Below are 18,564 nucleotides of genomic sequence, written 5' to 3'. Positions count from 1 at the left end.
GCCAGGCCGCCGGCCACGCTCAGCGCCTGGTTTCAGCGCCAGATCTTGGCGGCGATGGTCTTGTCGCGCAGGCCGTCCGGCAGCCGGGTGAGGAGCTTGAGCGCCTTGGCATCCTTGCCCACCAGGTAGCGGTTCTTCGGCTTGGCCGACTCCAGCGCCTCGGTCACCACCTCCGCCAGCGCCTCGGGTGGCAAGCCGCCCGGCTTGGCGTTCAGCTTTTCCAGCAGCCGCACGAGGGGCGCGTACAGCTCACGCGTCTCCGCGGTGCCGCGGTCCTCGCGGGCCGCCGCGTCGCGCTTGGCGCCCTTGTCCCAGATCGGCGTCTTCACGCCGCCGGGCTCGACCGCGATCACCTTGATGCCGAAGGGTTGCAACTCCACGCGCAAGGCATCGGTGACGGCCTCCACCGCGTGCTTGGACGCGGCGTAGACGCTCACGCCGGGCATGGCGATGAGGCCGGAGATCGAGCTGATATTCACTATCCGGCCCGGCGCGGCGCGCAACAGCGGCAGGCAGGCGCGGGTGAGGAGCAACAGGCCGGTGACGTTGACGTCGAGGGTCTTGCGGATCTCGTCCGGGCGCATCAGTTCCAGCGGCCCGCCCAGGTAGACGCCGGCGTTGTTCACCAGGCCGTGCAGCTCGCCGCCGGTCTGCTCCGCCAGCAAAGCAGTGGCAGAGTCGATCGAGGCCTCGTCGGCGACGTCGAGCAGCACAATGTGCACCTCGCCTTCGGCCTCGCGCTTGAGCGCTTCGCCGTCGGCCTCCTTGCGCACGCCCGCAAACACGCGCCAGCCGCGGCGGGCCAGCTCGAGTGCGGTGCTGTGGCCGATGCCGGTCGAGGTGCCGGTAACCAGTACGTTCTTCATCATGCCCCTTGCGTTCGTGCCCGACGGCGACGGAGATTCAACGCGGCCAGCAACGCCAGGCCGAGGCCGAGCAGCGTCGCCAGCGGATAAGTCACACCCAGCACCAGCGGGGTGAGGAGCGTGCGAGTCAGCGCCCGCAGGCCGTCGTGGCGCGAAATGAACTCGGCCACCGGCGGCGAGTGCCGGTAATAGAAGGCGACAAAGCCCCGGCCCGGCGCACTCTTCATGAGCACGTCGTCGCGGAAGGCGCGCAGCGTGCCGACGTGCGGATGCATCCAGCTGCCCCAGGCGGCGGTGGCGATGAAGCATTCGCAGAAGCCCTTGCAGTCGTCGCCTGCACCGGCGTCGGCGGCAATGGTCACGGTGGCTGCGCGGCCCTCCGGGTCGACACCCGCCAGCGCCGAGGGCGCCGCCAGCGCGACCTGGAAGCTGCGCTGTCCCCGGTCCTCTTCGCCGGCGACCAGTTCCACCGCCAGGGTCTTGCGCGTCTCGCCGTCGGCGAAGGCCAGCGTGCCGGCCGCGGCGACGTAATCACGGCCGGCGATGGCGGCATTGCTGCCACTGCCGTCCACGGTGACCCAGTTGACGGTGGCTGCGCCGGTGCTGCCCCGGTTCCGGTCCACGGTGAACACGACGCTGCCGTCGGCTTCTTCCACGTCGGCCGTGTCGGTGAAAATGGAAAATTCGCCGGCCCGATCGGCGACGGGCTCCTCGATCACCACCAGCGGGCCGAGGCCGGTGAAGGCGGCATCCCCCTCCGGCTCGGGCGTGGCCAGCACCACGCTCAGGGTGCGCGGGAACAGGGGCTCGGCGCGAGCGATGGTGGACAACAGCACCTGCTGCGTGTCTTCGCCGGCGGCGAACTCGACCGTGGTGGTCAGGTCGCTGAAATCGATGCCCAGCCCTGCCGTCCCCGGGACTGCCAGCAATACGGCGGAGACGACCTCCTGGTCGAGCCCTGTCCGCGCCACGTCGATCGGCAGCTCGCTGCCGACGGTCACCCGGCGCACGGCCGGCCCGGGCAGGGTCAGGTCCGCTGTTGCGGTTTCATCGTCCTCGACCTGGAGCAGGAGGGCGGTCTCCCGGCCCAGCGTCGCGCCGCCCGGATTGGCCAGGGTCAGCGTCGCGTAGCGCGTGCCGTCCACCGCGGTGTTCTGCAGCGTTTCCAGCGGCACGCGCGCGAACAGCGCGCCGGCGGGCACCCGCACCACGCCCAGCGGGAGCTCCACGGTGAAATCGTTGCCCAGGGTGGCGGTGCCACCGAGGCTGACGTTGAGCACAGCGGTGGCCTCAGCGCTGGCGTCGCCGCTGCGCAGCACCGTGATTTCGCCGCTCGCGCCTTCCACCAGGTCGAGGCGCGGCGTGGCAAACTCCAGCACGCCGGAGGCCAGGCTCGCCGGGCTCCAGGCGCTGGCAAGGAGCCAGAGTGCCCACCCCGCGGCACGGCGGGAAAAGCGGTTCTTGGACATGTGCACGCAACCTCCTCAGACCCTCTACCGCGCCATCATGCGTCGGGGCCGTATTTACCGCAAATACGGCCCGCTGCAGGCGGCCTGCGTGCTAGAGTTGGCGCCCGTCGGGAGTCAACATGGACAGCGAAATCAAAACTGGCGCCGGGGCTGAGGTCCCCGAGGAAGCGGCCTTCGTGGCGGCGGAAAACGCCGGCGGGACGATCAGTGCCCTGCTCGACCGCTCCATTGCGCGCCTGGAGGATGCGGCCCTGCCGCCGGCCTGGGTGGTGCACGAGGTGCGCAAGGATCTCAAGCGCACGCGCGCCATGCTCCGCCTGTGCGAGCAGGAACTGTCCACACGCGCCGCCGAGAAGCGTTGCGGCGCGGCTGCACGGGCGTTGTCCCACCTGCGCGACGCCGACGCGGCGCAGGAGACGGTGTCGCGCCTGCGGCCCCGCGCCGGTACCGCCGAGTTGCACGCACTCGATGAGCTCAGTGCCTGGATCGCATGCCAGCGCGAGACGCGGGACGGCTCGGGCGGCCTGCCGCGAGCGATCGCCACGCAGGTGGCGGAGAGCCTGCGCGAGGTTCGCACCGGGCTGGATACGCTGGCGTTCGGGCGCATGGACGCCTCGGCCCTCGACGCCGGGCTGGCCGCCACCTGGTCCGATACTGCGCGCGCCTATCGGCGTGCCGCCCGCAAACCGAAAATCGAGCGCTTTCACGATTTCCGTAAGGCGGTGAAGCGCGAGCTCTACCAGCGCGAGCTCTGCGGCCGCCCGCTGGAACGCATGGAGCGCGCGACGCTGAAAAAGCTGGCGGATGTGCTCGGCGAGCTGCAGGACCTCGAGGTGCTGCACGGCACGGTACGCGACGCCGGCCGCTGGCGCGGCCCGCTGAAGAAACTGATCAAGCGGACTGCACGCGAGCTGAAGGGTCGGGCGCTGCGCCTGGGCGAAGGGCGTTACGCGCGGCGGGCCTCCTGAGTCCCGCGCCTTTCGCCATCTTCCAGGCAGGTCTCGCATGATCCCGCTGCGCGACGAGAACCCGGTCCGCATAGTCCCTTTCGTCACCTGGACCGTGCTGGCGGTGTGCGTGCTGGCCTTCGTGGTCCAGTTTTCGCTCGGCGCGGAGGGATTCAACCGCGTCATCTTCGGGCTCGGCGTGATTCCCGCGGTGCTGTTCGGGCATGCCTACCTGCCGCCGGAAATCGCCCTGGTGCCGCCGGCGGTGACCGTGGTCAGCTCGATGTTCCTGCACGGCGGCTGGCTGCACCTCATCGGCAACATGCTGTACCTGTGGATTTTCGGCGACAACATCGAGGAACGCATGGGCCACCCGCGCTTCCTCGTGTTCTATCTTGCCTGCGGCGTGGCCGCGGTGTTCGCCCAGGCAATCCCGGCGCCCGAGAGCGTGGTGCCGATGGTCGGCGCCTCCGGCGCCATTTCCGGGGTGCTGGGCGCCTACCTGCTGCTGTTTCCCCGTGCCCGGGTGCTGGTGCTGGTGCCGCTGGGCTTCGTGCTGCAGGTCATCAGGCTGCCGGCGGTATGGGTGCTCGGGCTGTGGTTCCTGGTGCAGCTGCTGTCGTCGCTCGTCGCGCCCGAGGGCGAGGGCGGCGTGGCGTTCCGCGCCCACCTCGGTGGTTTCGTCGCCGGGTTGCTGCTGGCGCCGGTGTTCCTTCTCGGGAGAGCACGGTGACCGCGGGGGTCGCGCCTGTGCTGTTGCGCCAGGGACCGGCCGAGTGGGGCCTGCTGCTGGCCCTGGTCGCCCTGTGGGGCAGTTCTTTCATGCTGGTGCGCGTTTCCCTGGACGCCTTTACGCCCGTCGCCGTGACCGCCGGCAGGCTCCTCATCGGCGCCGGCGTGTTGCTGCTGGTGCTGCTGGCAACGCGCCGGCGCCTGCCCCTGGGCGCGCGCACCTGGGTGTTCTTCACCGTCATGGCGGTGGTCGGCAACGCGCTGCCGTTCTTTCTCATCGCCTGGGGCCAGGCCAGCATCCCCTCCGGACTGACCGGCATCCTCATGGCGGTCATGCCGCTGGTGGTGCTGGTGCTGGCGCATTTCTTCGTCGCCGGGGAACACCTGAACGCGCGGCGGCTGGCAGGTTTCGTGCTCGGCTTCGTCGGTGTGGTGGTGCTCACAGGCCCGGAAGCCGTGGCTGCGCTGGTGGGTCGGGAGGCGTCGCTGCTCAGCCAGCTGGCGGTGCTCGGCGCCGCGGTGTGCTACGGCGTCGCGGCCATCGTGGCGCGGCGCGGGCCGGTGCTGAACCCGGTGGTGACCGCGGCGGCGGTGTTGTCCATCGCCGGGATCCTGGTCGGCCTGGGACTGCTCGCCGGCATCGCGGGCAGTGGCGCCGCCGGCGCGCTGCATGCGCAGGTCGGCCTGGCGCCGGGCCTGGCACTTGCCGCGCTGGGCGCGCTCTCCACCGGCCTCGCCACCGTGGTGTATTTCAGCCTGGTGGCCCGCGCCGGCCCGACCTTCCTGTCCTTGATCAACTACCTGATCCCGGTCTGGGCCGTCGTGCTGGGCGCGCTGGTGCTGCACGAAAGGCTGCCGCCGCGGGCGTTCGCAGCTCTCGGCCTGATCCTTGCGGGCGTGGTGATCGCGCGCTGGCAGTCCCTGCGCCGCCGGAGTCCGGCGTGAGGGTCGTCGTGGTCGGCGGCGGTTACGCGGGGCTGTCGTGTCTCGCCCGCTTGGCGCGCGTGTTGCCGGATGCCGAGCGACACCTGGTCGACCCGGGGCGCTGGCACCTGCGTCGCACCCTGCTGCACGAGACCCTGCGCAAGCCGCTGTACGAGTTGCGGGCGAGCTTTGGCCCGATTGCGCGCACCTGGGATTTCCAGCATCACGCCATCGAGCTCGACTGGACTCCCGAGCACCTGGCGCGCTGGTCGCGCGAGGGTCGCCTGCCGCTGGGTGATCGCGAGCTTGCCTTCGACGCGCTGGTGCTCGCCACCGGCCTGCCCGGCCTGCGCGGGCGTGCCTCGCGCAGCCAGACACCGCCCGTGTTGCTGGAGAGCCTGGCCACGGGCGCGGGGGTGAACGCCTTCAAGCGGCTGGCCGCCGCGGAGGGTACGGCCTGGGTGGTCGGTGCCGGCGCCAGCGGCCTGCAGTGCCTGTTCGAGCTCGCGGCCGCACGCCCGGAGGGCGCGCCGCTGGGCCTCATCGAGGCCTCCGGCACGATCCTGTCCAAGGAGCCAGGCCGCTTGCGCCGCATCGTGCTTAAACGCCTGGAGGCGCTCGACGTGCAGGTGCTGATGGACACGCGTTACGAGGGCGCCGGGCGCGGGCGGGTGCGCGTCAGCGGCCCGGACGGCGAGGACTCGCTGCCCGCGGGCGGCGTGCTGTTGTGCACCGGGCCCTCGGCACGGCCCCTGCCCGCGGATGCCTCGGGGCGCGTGCTGTCCCGCGGGCGGCCGCTGCCGCGCATTTACGCCGCGGGTGATTGTGCCCGCTGGCGCGACGTCCCCTTCGATGCCGCCACCGCGCAGACGGCAGTGCGCAAGGGCCGCCACGTCGCCGAGACCATCGCCCGCATCGCACAGGACCGCGACCCGGAGGCGTGGGACGACAGGCAGCTCGGCTACATCCTCAGCCTCGGGCCGAGCGATGCCGTCGGCTGGGTGTTCGCCCGCGCCGCGCTGTTGCACGGATTGCCGGCGGTGGCCGCGCGCGAAGCGGTCGAGGCGCGCTGGGACTTGTTGCTCGCCGGCGTCGACAGTTTCGGCGCGCTTTAGGCCTCAGGCTTCCGGGTCGAGCGGCTGGTAGGGCGCCTCGAAGTAGCGGTGGAAGGGCGTCGGCAGCGTGCGGTAGTCGAGCGCCAGTGCCGCGGCCGGCATGGGTTGCCCGTTGTAGGTGTTCCAGAACAGCGCGTGCTGTCCGGCCAGCCGGCCCGCGCGCAGGTCCGCCAGCAGCGCGGCGAAGGCCTTGCCGGTGTAGGTGCCTTCGAGCCCGATGTCGAAGGCGGCGCGCGCCTCGCCGAGTGCCGCCATGCCCGCCGCGGTAAAACGGGCGTAGCCCGGGCCGATGAAATCGTGGCGCACCTCGATGCGCGCGCGTTCCAGGGGCCGCAGCGGGAAGCGCGGGTCGGCGCGATGCAGCAGCCGTGCAGCGCCGTGGTAGAGGGCGCGGAAACGCTCCGGGCTGGCGATGTCCTGGCGCACCACGCGCACCAGCACCAGCCGCGTCTTCAGCCCGGCTGCGGCGAGTCCCAGCGCCAGGCCGGCCGCCGTGCCCATGGTGCCGAGAGCAACATAGATAGCGTCGGGTGCCGGTAACAGGCCCGCGCGCACCTGTGCCGCGAGTTCCAGTCCCGCGTTGACGAAGCCGACGGCGCCCAGCGGCGACGAGCCGCCGCCGGGGACGCGGTAGAACGCAGGCTGCGGCCCGTGGAGTTCGAGCGCGCGTGCGGCGTTGCGCGCCGCAGCCTCGGTCGGGCAGTGCACGTGCCTGGCGCCCGCCCAGCGTCCCATGCGCAGGTTGCGCCCGACGAACGAGGAGTTGCTTTGCGGTGTCAGCAGCAGACGCGCCTCGAGCCCCAGCGCCGCGGCATACACCGCAGTCGCCAGCGCGTGGTTGGAGCCGGCGACGCCGAAGGTGAACACGCCACGGCATCCCTGCTCGAGAGCGGCGCCGAGCAGGAACTCGAGCTTGCGCACCTTGTTGCCGCCGTAGGGCTCGGCGCAACGGTCGTCACGCTTGAGCCACAGCCCGGCACAGGCCTCGCCATGGAAGCCAGGATCGGCCTGTTGCACCGGCGTCGGCCAGTCCCCCAGCGCACGCCATGGCAGGGTGTCGACGAGGCGCGGGTAGCGCGCGAACAGTTCGATCACGGCTGGCCTTCCGGCTGACCGCCACGGTCGCCTGCCGTGCTGCTGCGCAGGCGTCGCGCCTCGGCGAGCAGGAACTCCTCGTCCAGGGGCGACAGGTCGAAACGGCGGCAGGCTTCTTCCACCGCCGCTGCATCATGCCGGCCCTCGGCCGACAGCCAGCGCAAGGCATCACGCAATCCCTGCCCCGCCGGTTTGCTGCCTCGCTGTTCCATCTGCCGCGCCGCCCTCGATGTCTTTCCGGGGATGAAGTTACAGTCGCTTCGGCTATTATCATCGCAGGATTCGCGCGGCGCGCGCAGGAGCAGGAGCCACATGAGCGGCACGGATCACCTGGATGCACTACGGCGGGACGCGGGCAGTGCGCCCGTGGTGCTGTTCGCATCCCGCCTCACCGATGTGCGCGAGCTGGAGCGGCGCCTCGATGAACTCGGTATCGAGTACCGCGTCGTGACCATGTCCATGGCCGACGGCGCCGCGCGCGACCGCTTCCATGTGCTGGAAGAATGGACCGGCCATCACACCCTGCCCCAGGTCTTCCTCGACGGGCGCTTCATCGGCGGCCCCAGCGAGCTGCTGGCGCATGCGCGCCTCGCGGGCGGCGTGCCGCAGGCGGGGCAATGGCTGGGCTACGCGGGCCTGATCCCGTTTCTGGCCGCCCTCGCCGGCTTCATGCTCAGCGATGCCGTGCGGCAAGAGTATTTCGCGCAGCAGTTCCTCGCCTATGGCGCGGTCATCCTGTCTTTCGTCGGCGCCGTGCACTGGGGTGTCGCGCTCGGCGGCGGCCGCTTGCGCATGATGCGCATGGCTATCAGCGTGCTTCCTGCGCTGCTCGCCTGGGCGGCACTGTTGCTGCCGCCGGCGGCCGGCGCGTGGCTGTTGCTGGCCGGTTTCGTCGGCCTGCGCGCGTGGGAGGCGAGCCCGCCGGTGGCGGAGACCCTGCCGGGCTGGTATCGCAACATGCGCACGCGCCTCACGGCCCTGGTCGGCCTGCTGGTGCTGCTGTTCGCCTTGGCGGCAGCATGACTGCGCTGTTAGCCTTCGTTTCTACGGCGCGCGTGCGCCGCTGCGCTGGAGTACGGCATGGCTGATGCGCTCGCTCCGGGAATACTCGTCGAGGAATTCCCGGGCCGCGAGACTCGGCTCGAAGTCTTTCCCTACGGTGCCACCGCTTTCGTCGGCGCCGCGCGTCGCGGCCCCCTCGACAAGGCTGTCACCGTCGAAGACATCGAATCCTATGAGCGCGTCTTCAGCGTCGCGGGCGCCGACCACCCCATGGACCGCTGCGTGCGCGACTTCTTTCATGCCGGCGGTCGCCGTGCCATCGTGGTGCGCGTCGCGAATGCCGCGCGGGCATGCACCATCCGGCTGCCCGGCCGCGAGGGCACGCTGGTGCTGGAAGCGGTGAGCCCGGGGCGCGCGGAGTACCTCAGGGCCTCGGTCGACTACGACCAGATCGGCCCGTCCGACGACGTCACTTTCAACCTCGTGGTCCAGCGCCTGCGCGCACCGGCTTCCGAACGCGTGGTGGAGCAGGAGATCTACCAGCGGCTCTCGCTGCAACCGGCAGCCGAGCGCTACGTCAGCGACGTCCTCATGGAATCGAGCCTGGTGCGGGTGCGCGGCCTGCTGCCACCGAGCCGCCCGCACGCCACGGTCAGCACGGCGCCGGGATACCCCGTCGCCTGGGTCGAAGCCGATGACGACGGCAGCGACGGCAGCGCCCTGACGGACTACGACCTGGTGGGGTCCTCGGGACGAAGCACCGGCCTGTTCGCACTCGACGGCGCCGGGCCGATCGACTTCCTCTGCCTGCCGCCGGCGCCGGACGGCCGTATCGCCGGGCCCGCACTGCTCGTGGCTGCGCTGCGATACTGCCGTCGCCGCAGCGCCATGCTGCTGCTGGAACCGTCGGCCGGCACGCACGACGCAGACCAGGCGATGCACTGGCTGCGCGGCCTGAACATTGCCGGCGAGAACGCGCTGGCGGTCTTTCCCCGCCTGGCCGGGGAGGGGCGTGATTCCAGTCGCTCGGCGCTCGGCGCGGTGGCAGGGGCGCTGACGCGTGACCCGACGGAAGAGGCGCCGGCGCTGGGGAGCGGCTTCCGGCCCACCCACGAGCTGCCGCCGGAGCTGCGGCACCGCCTGCGGTCGGCCGGGCTCAATATCCTGGAACGCGCGCCGGGCGGCCGTTTCCTGTGCGCGGGCGATCGCACCCTGGCGACGTCTGATTGCCCGGTGCCGGCATGGCGTTCCCTGTCGGCGCGTCGCCTCGGCCTGATGGTCGAGCGCACGCTGCTGCACGGCACGCGCTGGGTCGTGTTCGAGCCGCCTGGCGACGGCCTGGCCGAGCGGCTGCGGGACCAGCTGTCGGGCTGGCTCGAGTCATTGCGTTTTTCGGGCCGCCTCGCCGGAGATCCGTCCGAGGCATGGTTCATCGACGTCAACGAGATTCCCCTGCCGCAGCGGCCGGCGCGCGTGGAGTTCACCGTGGGTTTTGCGCCGCACCGCCCGCGGGACTTCATCATCTGCCGCGTGAGCCAGGGCCTCGACGGCGCGCGCCTGGCGTACCTGTCTGCGGAGCGCTGGGCCATCACCCAGCCGCGCGGCATCGCGACGGCGCTCCCGGGCGTGCTGCCGCGGGGCATCCGGCAGGCAGGATGAGCGCAGCGGGCGAGCGGGTCCTGTACTTCGCCTACGGGGCGAACGTGCATCCGGGCTGGCTGAGAAGGCGCATCCCCGACGCCGAGCTGGTCGGCGCCGCGGCGCTGCCAGGTCATCGCCTGGCGTTCCGCAAGCGCGGGCGCGACGGCGCGGCCCGGTCTGACGCAGAGCCCAGCGGCACGCCGGGCGACGTCCTGCCGGGCGTCCTCTATGCCGTGCGGCGCGAGGCGCTCGACCAGCTCGGCGCGGCGGGGGCCGGATACCGGATGGAAGAGGTCGAGGTGCTGGTCGCTGGCGCGCCGAGAAGGGCCTTGACTTGGCGCGCCGAGGACAGCGCCGTGGCTGCGGGCCTGGATCCGCCGGACTGGTACGTCGACCTCATCCGCGCCGGCGCAGCCATGCTGGAATTGCCGGCTGCGCACCGGCGCTGGCTGGCGTCAGTGACAGTGAAAGTGGACCGGGACAGCGCGCAGTCCCGCGTCGCCCGGACCCTGCTCGCGGCCGGTACGGAGAGCGGCCCGGGCTAGCCGCGGCGGGTGAGGTTGCGCGGGCGCTCGTTTCGCGCCAGGCGCTGCGCGTGCTGTGCGCGGACGGCCTCGTCCAGCGCCACCGTCGCCGCCTCCACGCCCTTGGCATGTGCGATCAGGAGCAGCGCGTCCTGCAGGAAATCCGGGTAATCGGCGATGACCTCGCAGAACTCGGCCAGCAGCCCGCGCTCGATGTGGCCGCTCGAAACCGACACATCGGCCACCTTCACCGGGTGCCGGTGCAGCAGGATCTGCCAGACGGCGTAAGGATCCCAGTCGTCGCGATCGGGTGGCTGGCGCGTATCCATGAAAAAAGCCTATCAAGCCGCTCCAGCCGGGTCCGTGACCTCGCTCACGAAGAGGCGCCGAATCCACCGCCGCCCGGCGTCATGATCTCCAGCTGGTCGCCCGGCTCGAGCCCCAGCTCGACGATGCCGGGTAACACCTCGATCGAGCCATCCCGCCGGATGACGCGATTCACGCCCGGCGCACCGCATGATCCGCCCGCCAGGCCGAAGGGCCCGTGCCGCCGTCGATTGGAGATCAGTGCGGCCGTCATGCCCTCGTTGAACAGCAGGCGACGGATCACGCCGTCGCCGCCGCGCCAGCGGCCCGCGCCGCCGGAGCCGCGGCGCACGGCGAAAAGTTCCACCCGTACCGGGTGGCGCAATTCCAGGATCTCCGGGTCCGTGAGGCGGCTGTTGGTCATGTGTGTATGCACCGCCGAGGCGCCGGCGAAGCCGGGCCCGGCGCCGGCGCCGCCGCACAGCGTTTCGTAGTACTGGTGCCCGGCGTTGCCGAAGCTCAGGTTGTTCATGGTGCCCTGCGAGGCGGCGACCACGCCGAGCGCGCCGAACAATGCGTCCACCACGCTTTGCGAGGTCTCGACGTTGCCGCCGGCCACGGCCGCGGGCCAGCGCGGGTTGAGCAGGCTCCCTTCCGGAATGCGCAACTCGAGCGGCTCCAGGCAGCCCTCGTTGAGCGGAATGTCGCGTTTCACCAGGCAGCGGAACACGTACAGCACGGCGGCGCGGCACACTGCGGCGGGGGCGTTGAGGTTCCCCGGCGACTGCGGCGAGGTGCCGCTGAAGTCGATGACGGCGCGGCGCGCGACCCGGTCGATGCGGATGGCGACGCAGATCTCTTCGCCGCCGTCGCCCCGCCAGCGGAAGGTCCCGTCCTGCAGTCCGGCCAGCGCCTCGGCCACGGCTTCGGCCGCATTGCGCTGGATGTGGCCCATGTATGCGCGCACCACCGCGGGCCCGAACTCGGCGCGCATCTTCTCGAGTCCCGCCAGGCCGCGCCGGTTCGCCGCCAGCTGGGCCTTGAGGTCGGCCAGGTTCTGGCGCGGATTGCGCGCCGGCCAGCGTCCCTGACCGAGCAGCGCGAGGACCGCGTCCTCGTCGAAGCGGCCCGCCGTGACGATGCGCTCGGGCGTGAGCAGCACGCCCTCTTCGTCGATGTGGTGGCTGTCCGCCGGCATCGAGCCCGGGGTGCGGCCGCCGATGTCGGCGTGGTGCGCCCGTGACGCCACGTACAGGGCCGGCCGTCCGTCGTCGCCGCAGAAGGGCGTCACCACGGTGATGTCGGGCAGGTGGGTGCCGCCCTCGTAGGGGTCGTTCAGCACGAAGCTGTCGCCGGGGGACATCGCGTCGCCGAAACTGCGCATCACGGCGCGCACGCTCTCGCCCATGGAGCCGAGGTGCACCGGCATGTGCGGCGCGTTGGCCACCAGCCCGCCGGTGGCGTCGAACACGGCGCAGGAGTAATCGAGCCGCTCCTTGATGTTGACCGAGCTCGCCGTGTTCTGCAGCACGGCGCCCATGTCCTCGGCGACGTGCATGAAGCGGTTGTTGAACACTTCCAGCAAGACCGGATCGGCGGCGGTGGAGACTTTCCTGGCGCGGCGGCGCGCGGCGCGCTCCAGCAGCAGGTTGCCGTCGCCGTCCACGCGGGCATGCCACCCGGGGGAAAGCCACGTGGTGGCATTGCGCTCCGGCAGCAGCGCCGGGCCGGCCAGCTTCTCGCCGGGCGCGAGCGCCTGGCGTGGCACCAGCGGGACTTCCCGCCATGTCCCGTCGACCCAGGCGCGGCAACTCGAGCGCGGCGCCGGCTCGACCGCAGGTGCGCGCCCGGGCTCACCGTGGCCGCCGCGCGCCTCGGCTTCCACCGATTCCAGCACCAGCGCTGCGTCGGCATGGAAGCCGAAGCGGCGCTCGAAGGCGGTCGCAAAAACCGCACGGACTTCGCTCTCCGTGCCGAGCGGAACTTCCAGTACGGTGTCGCTGCCGATACAGCGCAGCCGCAGCCGCGCGCTCAGCAGGCAGCGTTGCGCCGCCAGGCCCTGGGCCACGAGCTCTGCGGCAGCCTCCCTGCCGAGCTGCGCCAGGGTGTCGTGCGCCCGGGCCAGCGTCGCAGCATCGAGCGGCTGCTGCACGGGTGCCTGGCGCAGCGCCACGAGGTCGGCGAGGCCGATGCCCCACGCCGAAAGCACGCCAGCGAACGGCGGCAGCAGGACCCGGCGGATGTTCAGCGCGTCCGCCACGTCGCAGGCGTGCTGGCCGGCAGCGCCGCCGAAGCCGCACAGCGTGAAAGCGCCGGGGTCTGCGCCGCGCCGCACCGAGACCTGTTTCACGGCCCGCGCCATGCGCTCCACCGCGACTTCGAGGAAGCCGGCGGCCGCGGCCTCGATGCTCATCGCGGGCCGGCCGGCCGCGGCCACGGCCGCCGTGATCTCTTCCAGCCGTGCCGCGGCGGCGGCACGGTCCAAGGGCTGGTCCCCGCTGCGACCGAATACCCGCGGCAGCGCCTCGGGCTGCAGGCGGCCGAGCACCAGGTTCGCGTCCGTGACTGCGGCCGGTCCGCCGAGGCCGTAGCACGCCGGCCCCGGCTGCGCCCCGGCCGACTCGGGACCGACCTGGAAGCGGCCGTCGCGAAAGGCGAGGACGGAGCCGCCGCCGGCGGCCACCGTGTGGATGCGCAGCATCGGCGCCTGCAGCCGCACGCCCGCGACCAGGTTGTCCTGGCTGCGCTCGAACTCGCCTTCATAGAGACAGACGTCCGTCGAGGTGCCGCCCATGTCGAAACCGATGAGGCGCTCGATGCCTGCGCGCCGGCCGGCCGCCGCCATGCCCACCACGCCGCCGGCGGGCCCCGACAGCACGCTGTCGCGGCCGCGGAAGCGCTCGGCCTCGGCAAGGCCGCCGTTACTCTGCATGAACAACAGGCGGTGTCCGCCCAGCGGTTGCCGCAGCCGCGCCACGTAACGGTCGAGCACCGGCGAGAGGTAGGCGTCGGCCACGGTGGTCTCGCCGCGCGGCACGATGCGCGGCAGCGGACTGACCTCGTGCGAGACGGACACTTGCTCGAAGCCGGCTTCCCGCGCCAGCCGCGCCGCCGCCAGTTCGTGTGCCGGGAAGCGGTAGCCGTGCAGCAGCACCACCGCGGCTGCCCTGAAACCACGTGCGCGAGCCGCACGCAGGGCGGTCGCGAGGGCGTTCTCGTCGAGGGGGCGCAGCACCATGCCGTCGGCCGCGAGGCGCTCGTCGGCCTCGATGACCTCGGCATACAGCGGCTCCGGCAGCCGGATGTCGAGGGCGAACAGCTCCGGGCGTTGCTGGGTACCGATGCGCAGCACATCACCGCAGCCGCGCGTCACCACCAGCACGGTCGGCTCGCCGCGCCGCTCCAGCAGCGCGTTGGTGGCCACCGTGGTGCCCATGCGCACGACCTCGATCGGCGCCTCCGCCAGCGCCGCGGCATCCGGCAGGCCGAGCATGCGGCGCATGCCCTCGATGCCGGCGTCGGCATAATGCTCCGGCGCTTCCGACAACAGCTTCAACGTTTCCAGCCGGCCGTCTGGCCGGCGCGCCACGATGTCGGTGAAGGTGCCGCCGCGGTCGACCCAGAAGCGCCAGCCGGCGCCTGCCTGCTCGTTCATGCGGCCATTGTAGGGCCTGGGGCCCCTGTTACACTCGGCGCGGGTCGCGGGGAGCGCCATGTCGCGGGCGGACGCCATTCTCTACACGCTGGTCGTCTACAAGCTGGTGCTCGTCGGCATCGGCCTGTGGGCTACGCGCCGCACCCACGACACCAGCGATTTTTTCCTCGGCGGGCGCCGGCTCGGCGGCTGGGTGGCGGCCATCAGCGCCTCCGCGTCGTCGTCATCGGCATGGACGCTGGTGGCCGTGAGCGGCATGGCTTACTTGTGGGGCCTGCCGGCGCTGTGGTTGTTTCCGGCCACGCTCTCCGGCTTTCTCATCAACTGGCTGTGGGTCGCGCCGCGGCTGATGCGGCAGAGCCGCGCTTCGGGCGCGATCACCTTGACGGAATTCATTGCCGGACCCGATGCGGACAGCGGATGGCCGCGGCGCATCGTGCTGCTGGCCTCCGGGGTGGTGCTGTTCTCCTTCACTTTCTACGTGGCGGCGCAGTTCCAGGCGGCGGGGAATGCCTTTGCCAGCGCCTTCGCGCTGGAGATGCACACGGCGGTGATGATCGGTGCCGCGGTGGTGCTGGTGTACACCCTGCTCGGCGGCTTCTGGGCGGTGAGCGTGACTGACACGCTGCAGGGAATGGTGATGGCCTTCACCGCGCTGGTGCTGCCTGTGGCCGCGGTGGCTGCGGCCGGCGGCCCGGGCGCCGTGTGGGCGTCCCTTGCCGAGTTGCGCGCGGCCGGCGCCGGGCCACCCGTCGCCGGGATCGCCGCGGTGGGGTTTGCACTCGGCACCCTCGGCATCGGCCTGGGTTACCCGGGCCAGCCGCACGTGGTGAATCGCTTCATGGCGCTGCGCGACACGCGCGCGCTGCGCGACGGCCGCATCATCGCGCTGACCTGGGCCGTGATCATCTACGCCGGCATGATCACCCTCGGTTTCGCCGCGCGCGCGCTGTACGGTCCGACCGTCGCCGACGAGCAGGTGCTGTTCGAAACGGCCAACCGGCTGTTCCCGCCGGTGGTGGCCGCGGTGATGATCGCCGCGGTATTGTCGGCAATCATGTCTACTGCCGACAGCCAGTTGCTGGTCGCCGCCTCGTCCGCCAGCCATGACCTGCCGCGACGCGGACGCGGCAGCCTGTGGGTGTCGCGCCTGGTGGTGGCGCTCATCAGCCTGCTTGCGGTGGTGATCGCGCTAGCGCTGCCCCAGACCATTTTCGCCCGCGTGCTGTTCGCCTGGGCCGCGCTCGGCGCAGCGTTCGGGCCGCCGCTGCTGGTGCGGCTGGCAGGGCTGGCGGTGCCGCCGGCCGCCGTCTTCGCAGCCATGGCGACCGGCTTTGCCGGCACGCTCCTGTTCTACTGGTTGCCTGACACGCCCGGCGACTGGCTGGAGCGGCTGGTGCCCTTCGGCGCCGGCCTCGCGATCTGCCTGGCGGCGGCGCGCCGGAGCGCGCGCTCATGAGGGGGGATCGCCGCATCCGCACGCTGCTCGCAGCGGTGGTGCTGGTGGCGCTGGTGCTGTTCGCCGGCGCGCTGCTGGCGGTCGCGGACACGGTGCTGTCCATCCTGCAGCGGTTGCAGGACGGTCCGGCGGCCATCTACTACGGCTTCCTCGCCGTGCTGGCGACCGGCGGTGCGCTCGCAGCGTGGCTGCTGTGGTGGCTGCTGGCGCCGGTGCGCCGGCGTCCAGCCCGCGCTGCGGTCCCGGAGCGGCCGCCGGACGAGGCGTCCCTGCGGGCGCAGCTCGATGCGGAGCGGGCTGCCAGCGGCGACGTTGCCGCCATCGAGCAGGAGCTGGCGGAGCTGGCGCGGCGCCGCGAGGGCGGTCGCCTGTTCATCGCCATGTTCGGCGATGCGAGCGCCGGGAAGAGTTCCCTGGTGCAGGCGCTGGTGCCCGAAGCCCGGCCGCAGACGGCCGTGACTGCCGGCACCACGCGCGCAGTACAGCACTACGAATGGCACCTGCCCTCGGGCGACGTCGTTAGCCTGGCGGACGTGCCCGGCAGCGGCGATGCCGAGATGCTCGGGGAGATGGCGTTGGCGGAGGCGATGCGGGCGCACCTGGTGATCTACGTCTGCGAGGGCGACCTGAGCCGCAGCCAGCACGACGACGTGGAGACCCTGGCGCGCGTCGGCAAGCCGCTGGTGGTCGCGGTGAACAAGGCCGACTGGTACGCGGAGGGCGACCTGCAGCGCATCGTGGCGCGACTCGCCGAGCGCCTGTCCACCCTGAAGCCGCCCCCCGCCGTGGTACCCGTGGTGGCGGGCGGGGCCGAGCGCGTGCTGCAGGCTGACGAGACCGGCCGCGAGAGCGAAATCGAGCGTCCGCGCGCGCCGCGCGTGGAGATGCTGCGCGAGGCATTGCAGGCCCGGCTGGACGACGACCCGGGCGCGCTGGACGCGCTGCGTGACGCCTCGGTGTTCCGCCTCGCCTCGGCCCGGCTCGAGGACGCCGCAGCGCGGCGGCGGCGTGAACAGGCGGCGAAGGTGGTGTCGGACTACACCAAGAAAGCCGTGGTCGGCGCGCTGGCGGCGGTGAGCCCGGGCACTGACGTGCTGATCCAGGGCTACCTCGGCACCTCGCTGGTGAAAGCCTTGTGCCGGCTGTACGGCGTCCCGGCGCGGGAGATCGACATCCAGCGTTTCCTCGACATTGCGCAGGGCTACGTCGGCCGCGCCGTGCCGCTGGTGCTGGCGATCTCGGGCAACGTGTTGAAGGCTTTCCCGGGGGCGGGCACCGTGGCCGGGGGGCTGGTCCATGCCGTCGCCTACGGCATCATTTTCGACGCTATGGGCAAGGGGCTGGCACACAGCCTCGAGACCACCGGAGACCTCCGCCCGGCTGCGGCCGCACGCGAGGTGGGAGACCAGTTTGGTGAAGACATCGGGAAGAAAGCCCGGCAGCTGGCGCGGCTGGCCCTGGAAGCGCGGCGCGAAAACCGCGACTGAGCGGCCGGACGAGGGTGCGCGCGCCGCGGCGCCGGCGGGCGAGCGCCACCTGGCGCTGGCGCAGGACAGCCTGCGCCGGCTGCTGGACGATCCCGCGTTGCCCAGCGGCATGCGCGAGGCGCTGGCGCCCGAGTTCGCCGAGGTGGAGCGCATGCTGCAGAAGCTGGAGCAGGGCGAGATCCACATCGCCGTGCTCGGCGAGGTCAGCGTCGGCAAGTCGTCGCTGTTGAACGCACTGCTGGGCGAGGCACGCTTCGCCACCAGCGCGTTGCACGGCGAGACCCGCGCGGCGGCCGAGGCGCACTGGCAGGAGGCGCGCTCCGGGCAGGTGTGCCTGCTCGACACGCCCGGCATCAACGAGGTCGGCGGCGAGGAACGCGAGACCATGGCCCGCGACGTGGCGGCGCGCGCCGACCTGGTGCTGTTCGTGGTGGACGGCGACCTGAACTCGGCCGAGCAGGCGGCGCTGGACCGGGCGCTGGCGCCGGGCACGCCGGTGGTGCTGGTGCTCAACAAGGCGGATCGTTACACCGCCGAGGAGCGCCGCGCGCTGGTGGCGCGCCTGGTGGAACGCACGCAGGGGCGGTTGCCCGCCGAGCAGGTCGTCGCCGCCGCGGCGGACCCGGCGCCGGTGACGCGCATCGTGCGCGGCGCCGACGGCGCCGAGCGCGAGGAGAAGGTCGTGCGGCCGCCGGACGTCGAGCAGCTGCGCGAGCGCCTGTGGCAGATCATGGAGCGCGAAGGGGAGACGCTCTCGGCGCTGACCGCCGGCCTGTTCGCGGGGCAGGTGAGTGAAAAAGTCGGGCGGCGCGTGGTCGAGTTGCGGCGCGCGGCTGCGGAACGCCTGGTGCGCCAGTACTGCATCGCCAAGGGCGTGGCGGTGGCGGTCAACCCGGTGCCCGCAGCCGACCTGCTGGCGGCCGCGGCGCTCGACGCCGGGCTGGTGTTCCACCTGTCGCGCCTCTACGGCCTGCCGCTGAGCCGCGCCGAGGCCGGTTCGCTGGTCACGGTGATTGCGACCCAGATGACCCTGCTGATGGGCACCGTCTGGCTGGCGCACGTCGTGTCCGCCGCGCTCAAGGCCACCACCGGCGGCTTGTCGACGGTCTTCACCGCCGGCGCGCAGGGCGCGGTGGCCTACTACGGGACCTACATGATCGGCCGGGTCGCAGAGGAGTATTTCGCCCGCGGCAAGTCCTGGGGCCAGGGCGGGCCCAAGGCGGTGGTGCAGGAAATTCTCGAGAGCGTCGACCGCGATTCCGTGCTGGCCCAGGCGCGCGAGGACCTGGCCGCCCGCCTGCGTCGCGGCGACAGTCCGCGCCCGTAGCCCTGTTAAGATTCG

At 71.9% G+C, this 18,564-nt stretch carries 16 protein-coding genes; 10 read left to right on the top strand and 6 right to left on the bottom strand.

What is annotated here, in order from left to right:
• Nucleotides 1-32 precede the first annotated feature (32 nt).
• Both G8346_RS00435 and G8346_RS00430 read right to left on the bottom strand, forming a co-directional pair.
• On the bottom strand, nt 33-869 hold the full coding sequence (locus G8346_RS00435; protein WP_166047099.1) for an SDR family oxidoreductase: 837 nt from the start codon (nt 867-869) through the stop codon (nt 33-35).
• Nucleotides 866-2,335, bottom strand: coding sequence for a CFI-box-CTERM domain-containing protein (locus G8346_RS00430; protein WP_166047097.1), 1,470 nt, complete (start codon nt 2,333-2,335; stop codon nt 866-868). Before G8346_RS00430 ends, G8346_RS00435 begins: the two co-directional genes overlap by 4 nt.
• Before the next feature lie 119 nt (nt 2,336-2,454).
• Between G8346_RS00430 and G8346_RS00425 the strand changes: the two genes are divergently transcribed.
• Genes G8346_RS00425 through G8346_RS00410 form a run of 4 tightly spaced genes read left to right on the top strand, consistent with a single transcriptional unit; the run spans nt 2,455 to nt 6,053 of the window.
• Complete coding sequence (locus tag G8346_RS00425; protein WP_166047096.1) at nt 2,455-3,303, top strand: CHAD domain-containing protein; 849 nt, start codon at nt 2,455-2,457, stop codon at nt 3,301-3,303.
• Between the two features lie 37 nt (nt 3,304-3,340).
• Nucleotides 3,341-4,015: a rhomboid family intramembrane serine protease gene (locus G8346_RS00420; protein ID WP_166047094.1), complete on the top strand. Its 675-nt coding sequence runs from the start codon at nt 3,341-3,343 to the stop codon at nt 4,013-4,015.
• A complete protein-coding gene (locus tag G8346_RS00415) occupies nt 4,012-4,959 on the top strand; it encodes a DMT family transporter (protein WP_166047092.1) in 948 nt (315 codons plus the stop codon). Before G8346_RS00420 ends, G8346_RS00415 begins: the two co-directional genes overlap by 4 nt.
• Nucleotides 4,956-6,053 carry an FAD-dependent oxidoreductase gene (locus G8346_RS00410; protein WP_166047090.1) on the top strand — a complete coding sequence of 366 codons (1,098 nt, stop codon included), beginning with the start codon at nt 4,956-4,958 and terminating at the stop codon, nt 6,051-6,053. The genes G8346_RS00415 and G8346_RS00410 overlap by 4 nt, the downstream gene beginning before the upstream one ends.
• A gap of 3 nt (nt 6,054-6,056) precedes the next feature.
• On the opposite strand, the gene G8346_RS00405 is transcribed toward G8346_RS00410, so the two are convergent.
• Together G8346_RS00405 and G8346_RS00400 are read right to left on the bottom strand one after the other, a co-directional pair.
• A complete protein-coding gene (locus G8346_RS00405; protein WP_166047087.1) occupies nt 6,057-7,148 on the bottom strand; it encodes a pyridoxal-phosphate dependent enzyme in 1,092 nt (363 codons plus the stop codon).
• Nucleotides 7,145-7,360, bottom strand: coding sequence for a hypothetical protein (locus tag G8346_RS00400; RefSeq protein ID WP_166047085.1), 216 nt, complete (start codon nt 7,358-7,360; stop codon nt 7,145-7,147). The genes G8346_RS00405 and G8346_RS00400 overlap by 4 nt, the downstream gene beginning before the upstream one ends.
• Before the next feature lie 100 nt (nt 7,361-7,460).
• On the opposite strand from G8346_RS00400, the gene G8346_RS00395 reads away from it, so the two are divergent.
• From G8346_RS00395 to G8346_RS00385, 3 genes are read left to right on the top strand one after another with little or no spacing between them, the layout of a single operon-like run.
• On the top strand, nt 7,461-8,171 hold the full coding sequence (locus tag G8346_RS00395) for a DUF3429 family protein (RefSeq protein WP_166047083.1): 711 nt from the start codon (nt 7,461-7,463) through the stop codon (nt 8,169-8,171).
• A 57-nt stretch (nt 8,172-8,228) separates the two neighbouring features.
• Entirely contained in the window at nt 8,229-9,809 is a 1,581-nt protein-coding gene (locus G8346_RS00390; protein WP_166047081.1) for a hypothetical protein, read from the top strand.
• Nucleotides 9,806-10,336, top strand: coding sequence for a gamma-glutamylcyclotransferase family protein (locus G8346_RS00385; protein ID WP_166047079.1), 531 nt, complete (start codon nt 9,806-9,808; stop codon nt 10,334-10,336). Before G8346_RS00390 ends, G8346_RS00385 begins: the two co-directional genes overlap by 4 nt.
• On the opposite strand, the gene G8346_RS00380 is transcribed toward G8346_RS00385, so the two are convergent.
• Nucleotides 10,333-10,644, bottom strand: a complete 312-nt coding sequence (locus G8346_RS00380) for a hypothetical protein (RefSeq protein WP_166047077.1) — start codon at nt 10,642-10,644, stop codon at nt 10,333-10,335. The two genes, G8346_RS00385 and G8346_RS00380, sit on opposite strands and share 4 nt — an antisense overlap.
• Nucleotides 10,645-10,688: 44 nt before the next feature.
• Nucleotides 10,689-14,276, bottom strand: a complete 3,588-nt coding sequence (locus G8346_RS00375) for a hydantoinase B/oxoprolinase family protein (protein WP_166047075.1) — start codon at nt 14,274-14,276, stop codon at nt 10,689-10,691.
• Between the two features lie 58 nt (nt 14,277-14,334).
• Between G8346_RS00375 and G8346_RS00370 the strand changes: the two genes are divergently transcribed.
• The 3 genes from G8346_RS00370 to G8346_RS00360 are packed head-to-tail and all read left to right on the top strand — an operon-like array spanning nt 14,335 to nt 18,549.
• Nucleotides 14,335-15,735, top strand: coding sequence for a sodium/proline symporter (locus tag G8346_RS00370; RefSeq protein ID WP_166047073.1), 1,401 nt, complete (start codon nt 14,335-14,337; stop codon nt 15,733-15,735).
• Nucleotides 15,732-17,222, top strand: a complete 1,491-nt coding sequence (locus tag G8346_RS00365) for a GTPase (RefSeq protein ID WP_166047071.1) — start codon at nt 15,732-15,734, stop codon at nt 17,220-17,222. Before G8346_RS00370 ends, G8346_RS00365 begins: the two co-directional genes overlap by 4 nt.
• Nucleotides 17,149-18,549, top strand: a complete 1,401-nt coding sequence (locus tag G8346_RS00360) for a DUF697 domain-containing protein (protein ID WP_370520504.1) — start codon at nt 17,149-17,151, stop codon at nt 18,547-18,549. Before G8346_RS00365 ends, G8346_RS00360 begins: the two co-directional genes overlap by 74 nt.
• Nucleotides 18,550-18,564 lie beyond the last annotated feature (15 nt).

It is taken from the genome of Thioalkalivibrio sp. XN279 (assembly GCF_011089885.1).
In the GTDB taxonomy this organism is placed as follows: Bacteria; Pseudomonadota; Gammaproteobacteria; order Steroidobacterales; family XN24; genus XN24.
Note: the sequence above shows the minus strand (reverse complement) of the source record. Positions and strands in the feature narration are given on the sequence as shown.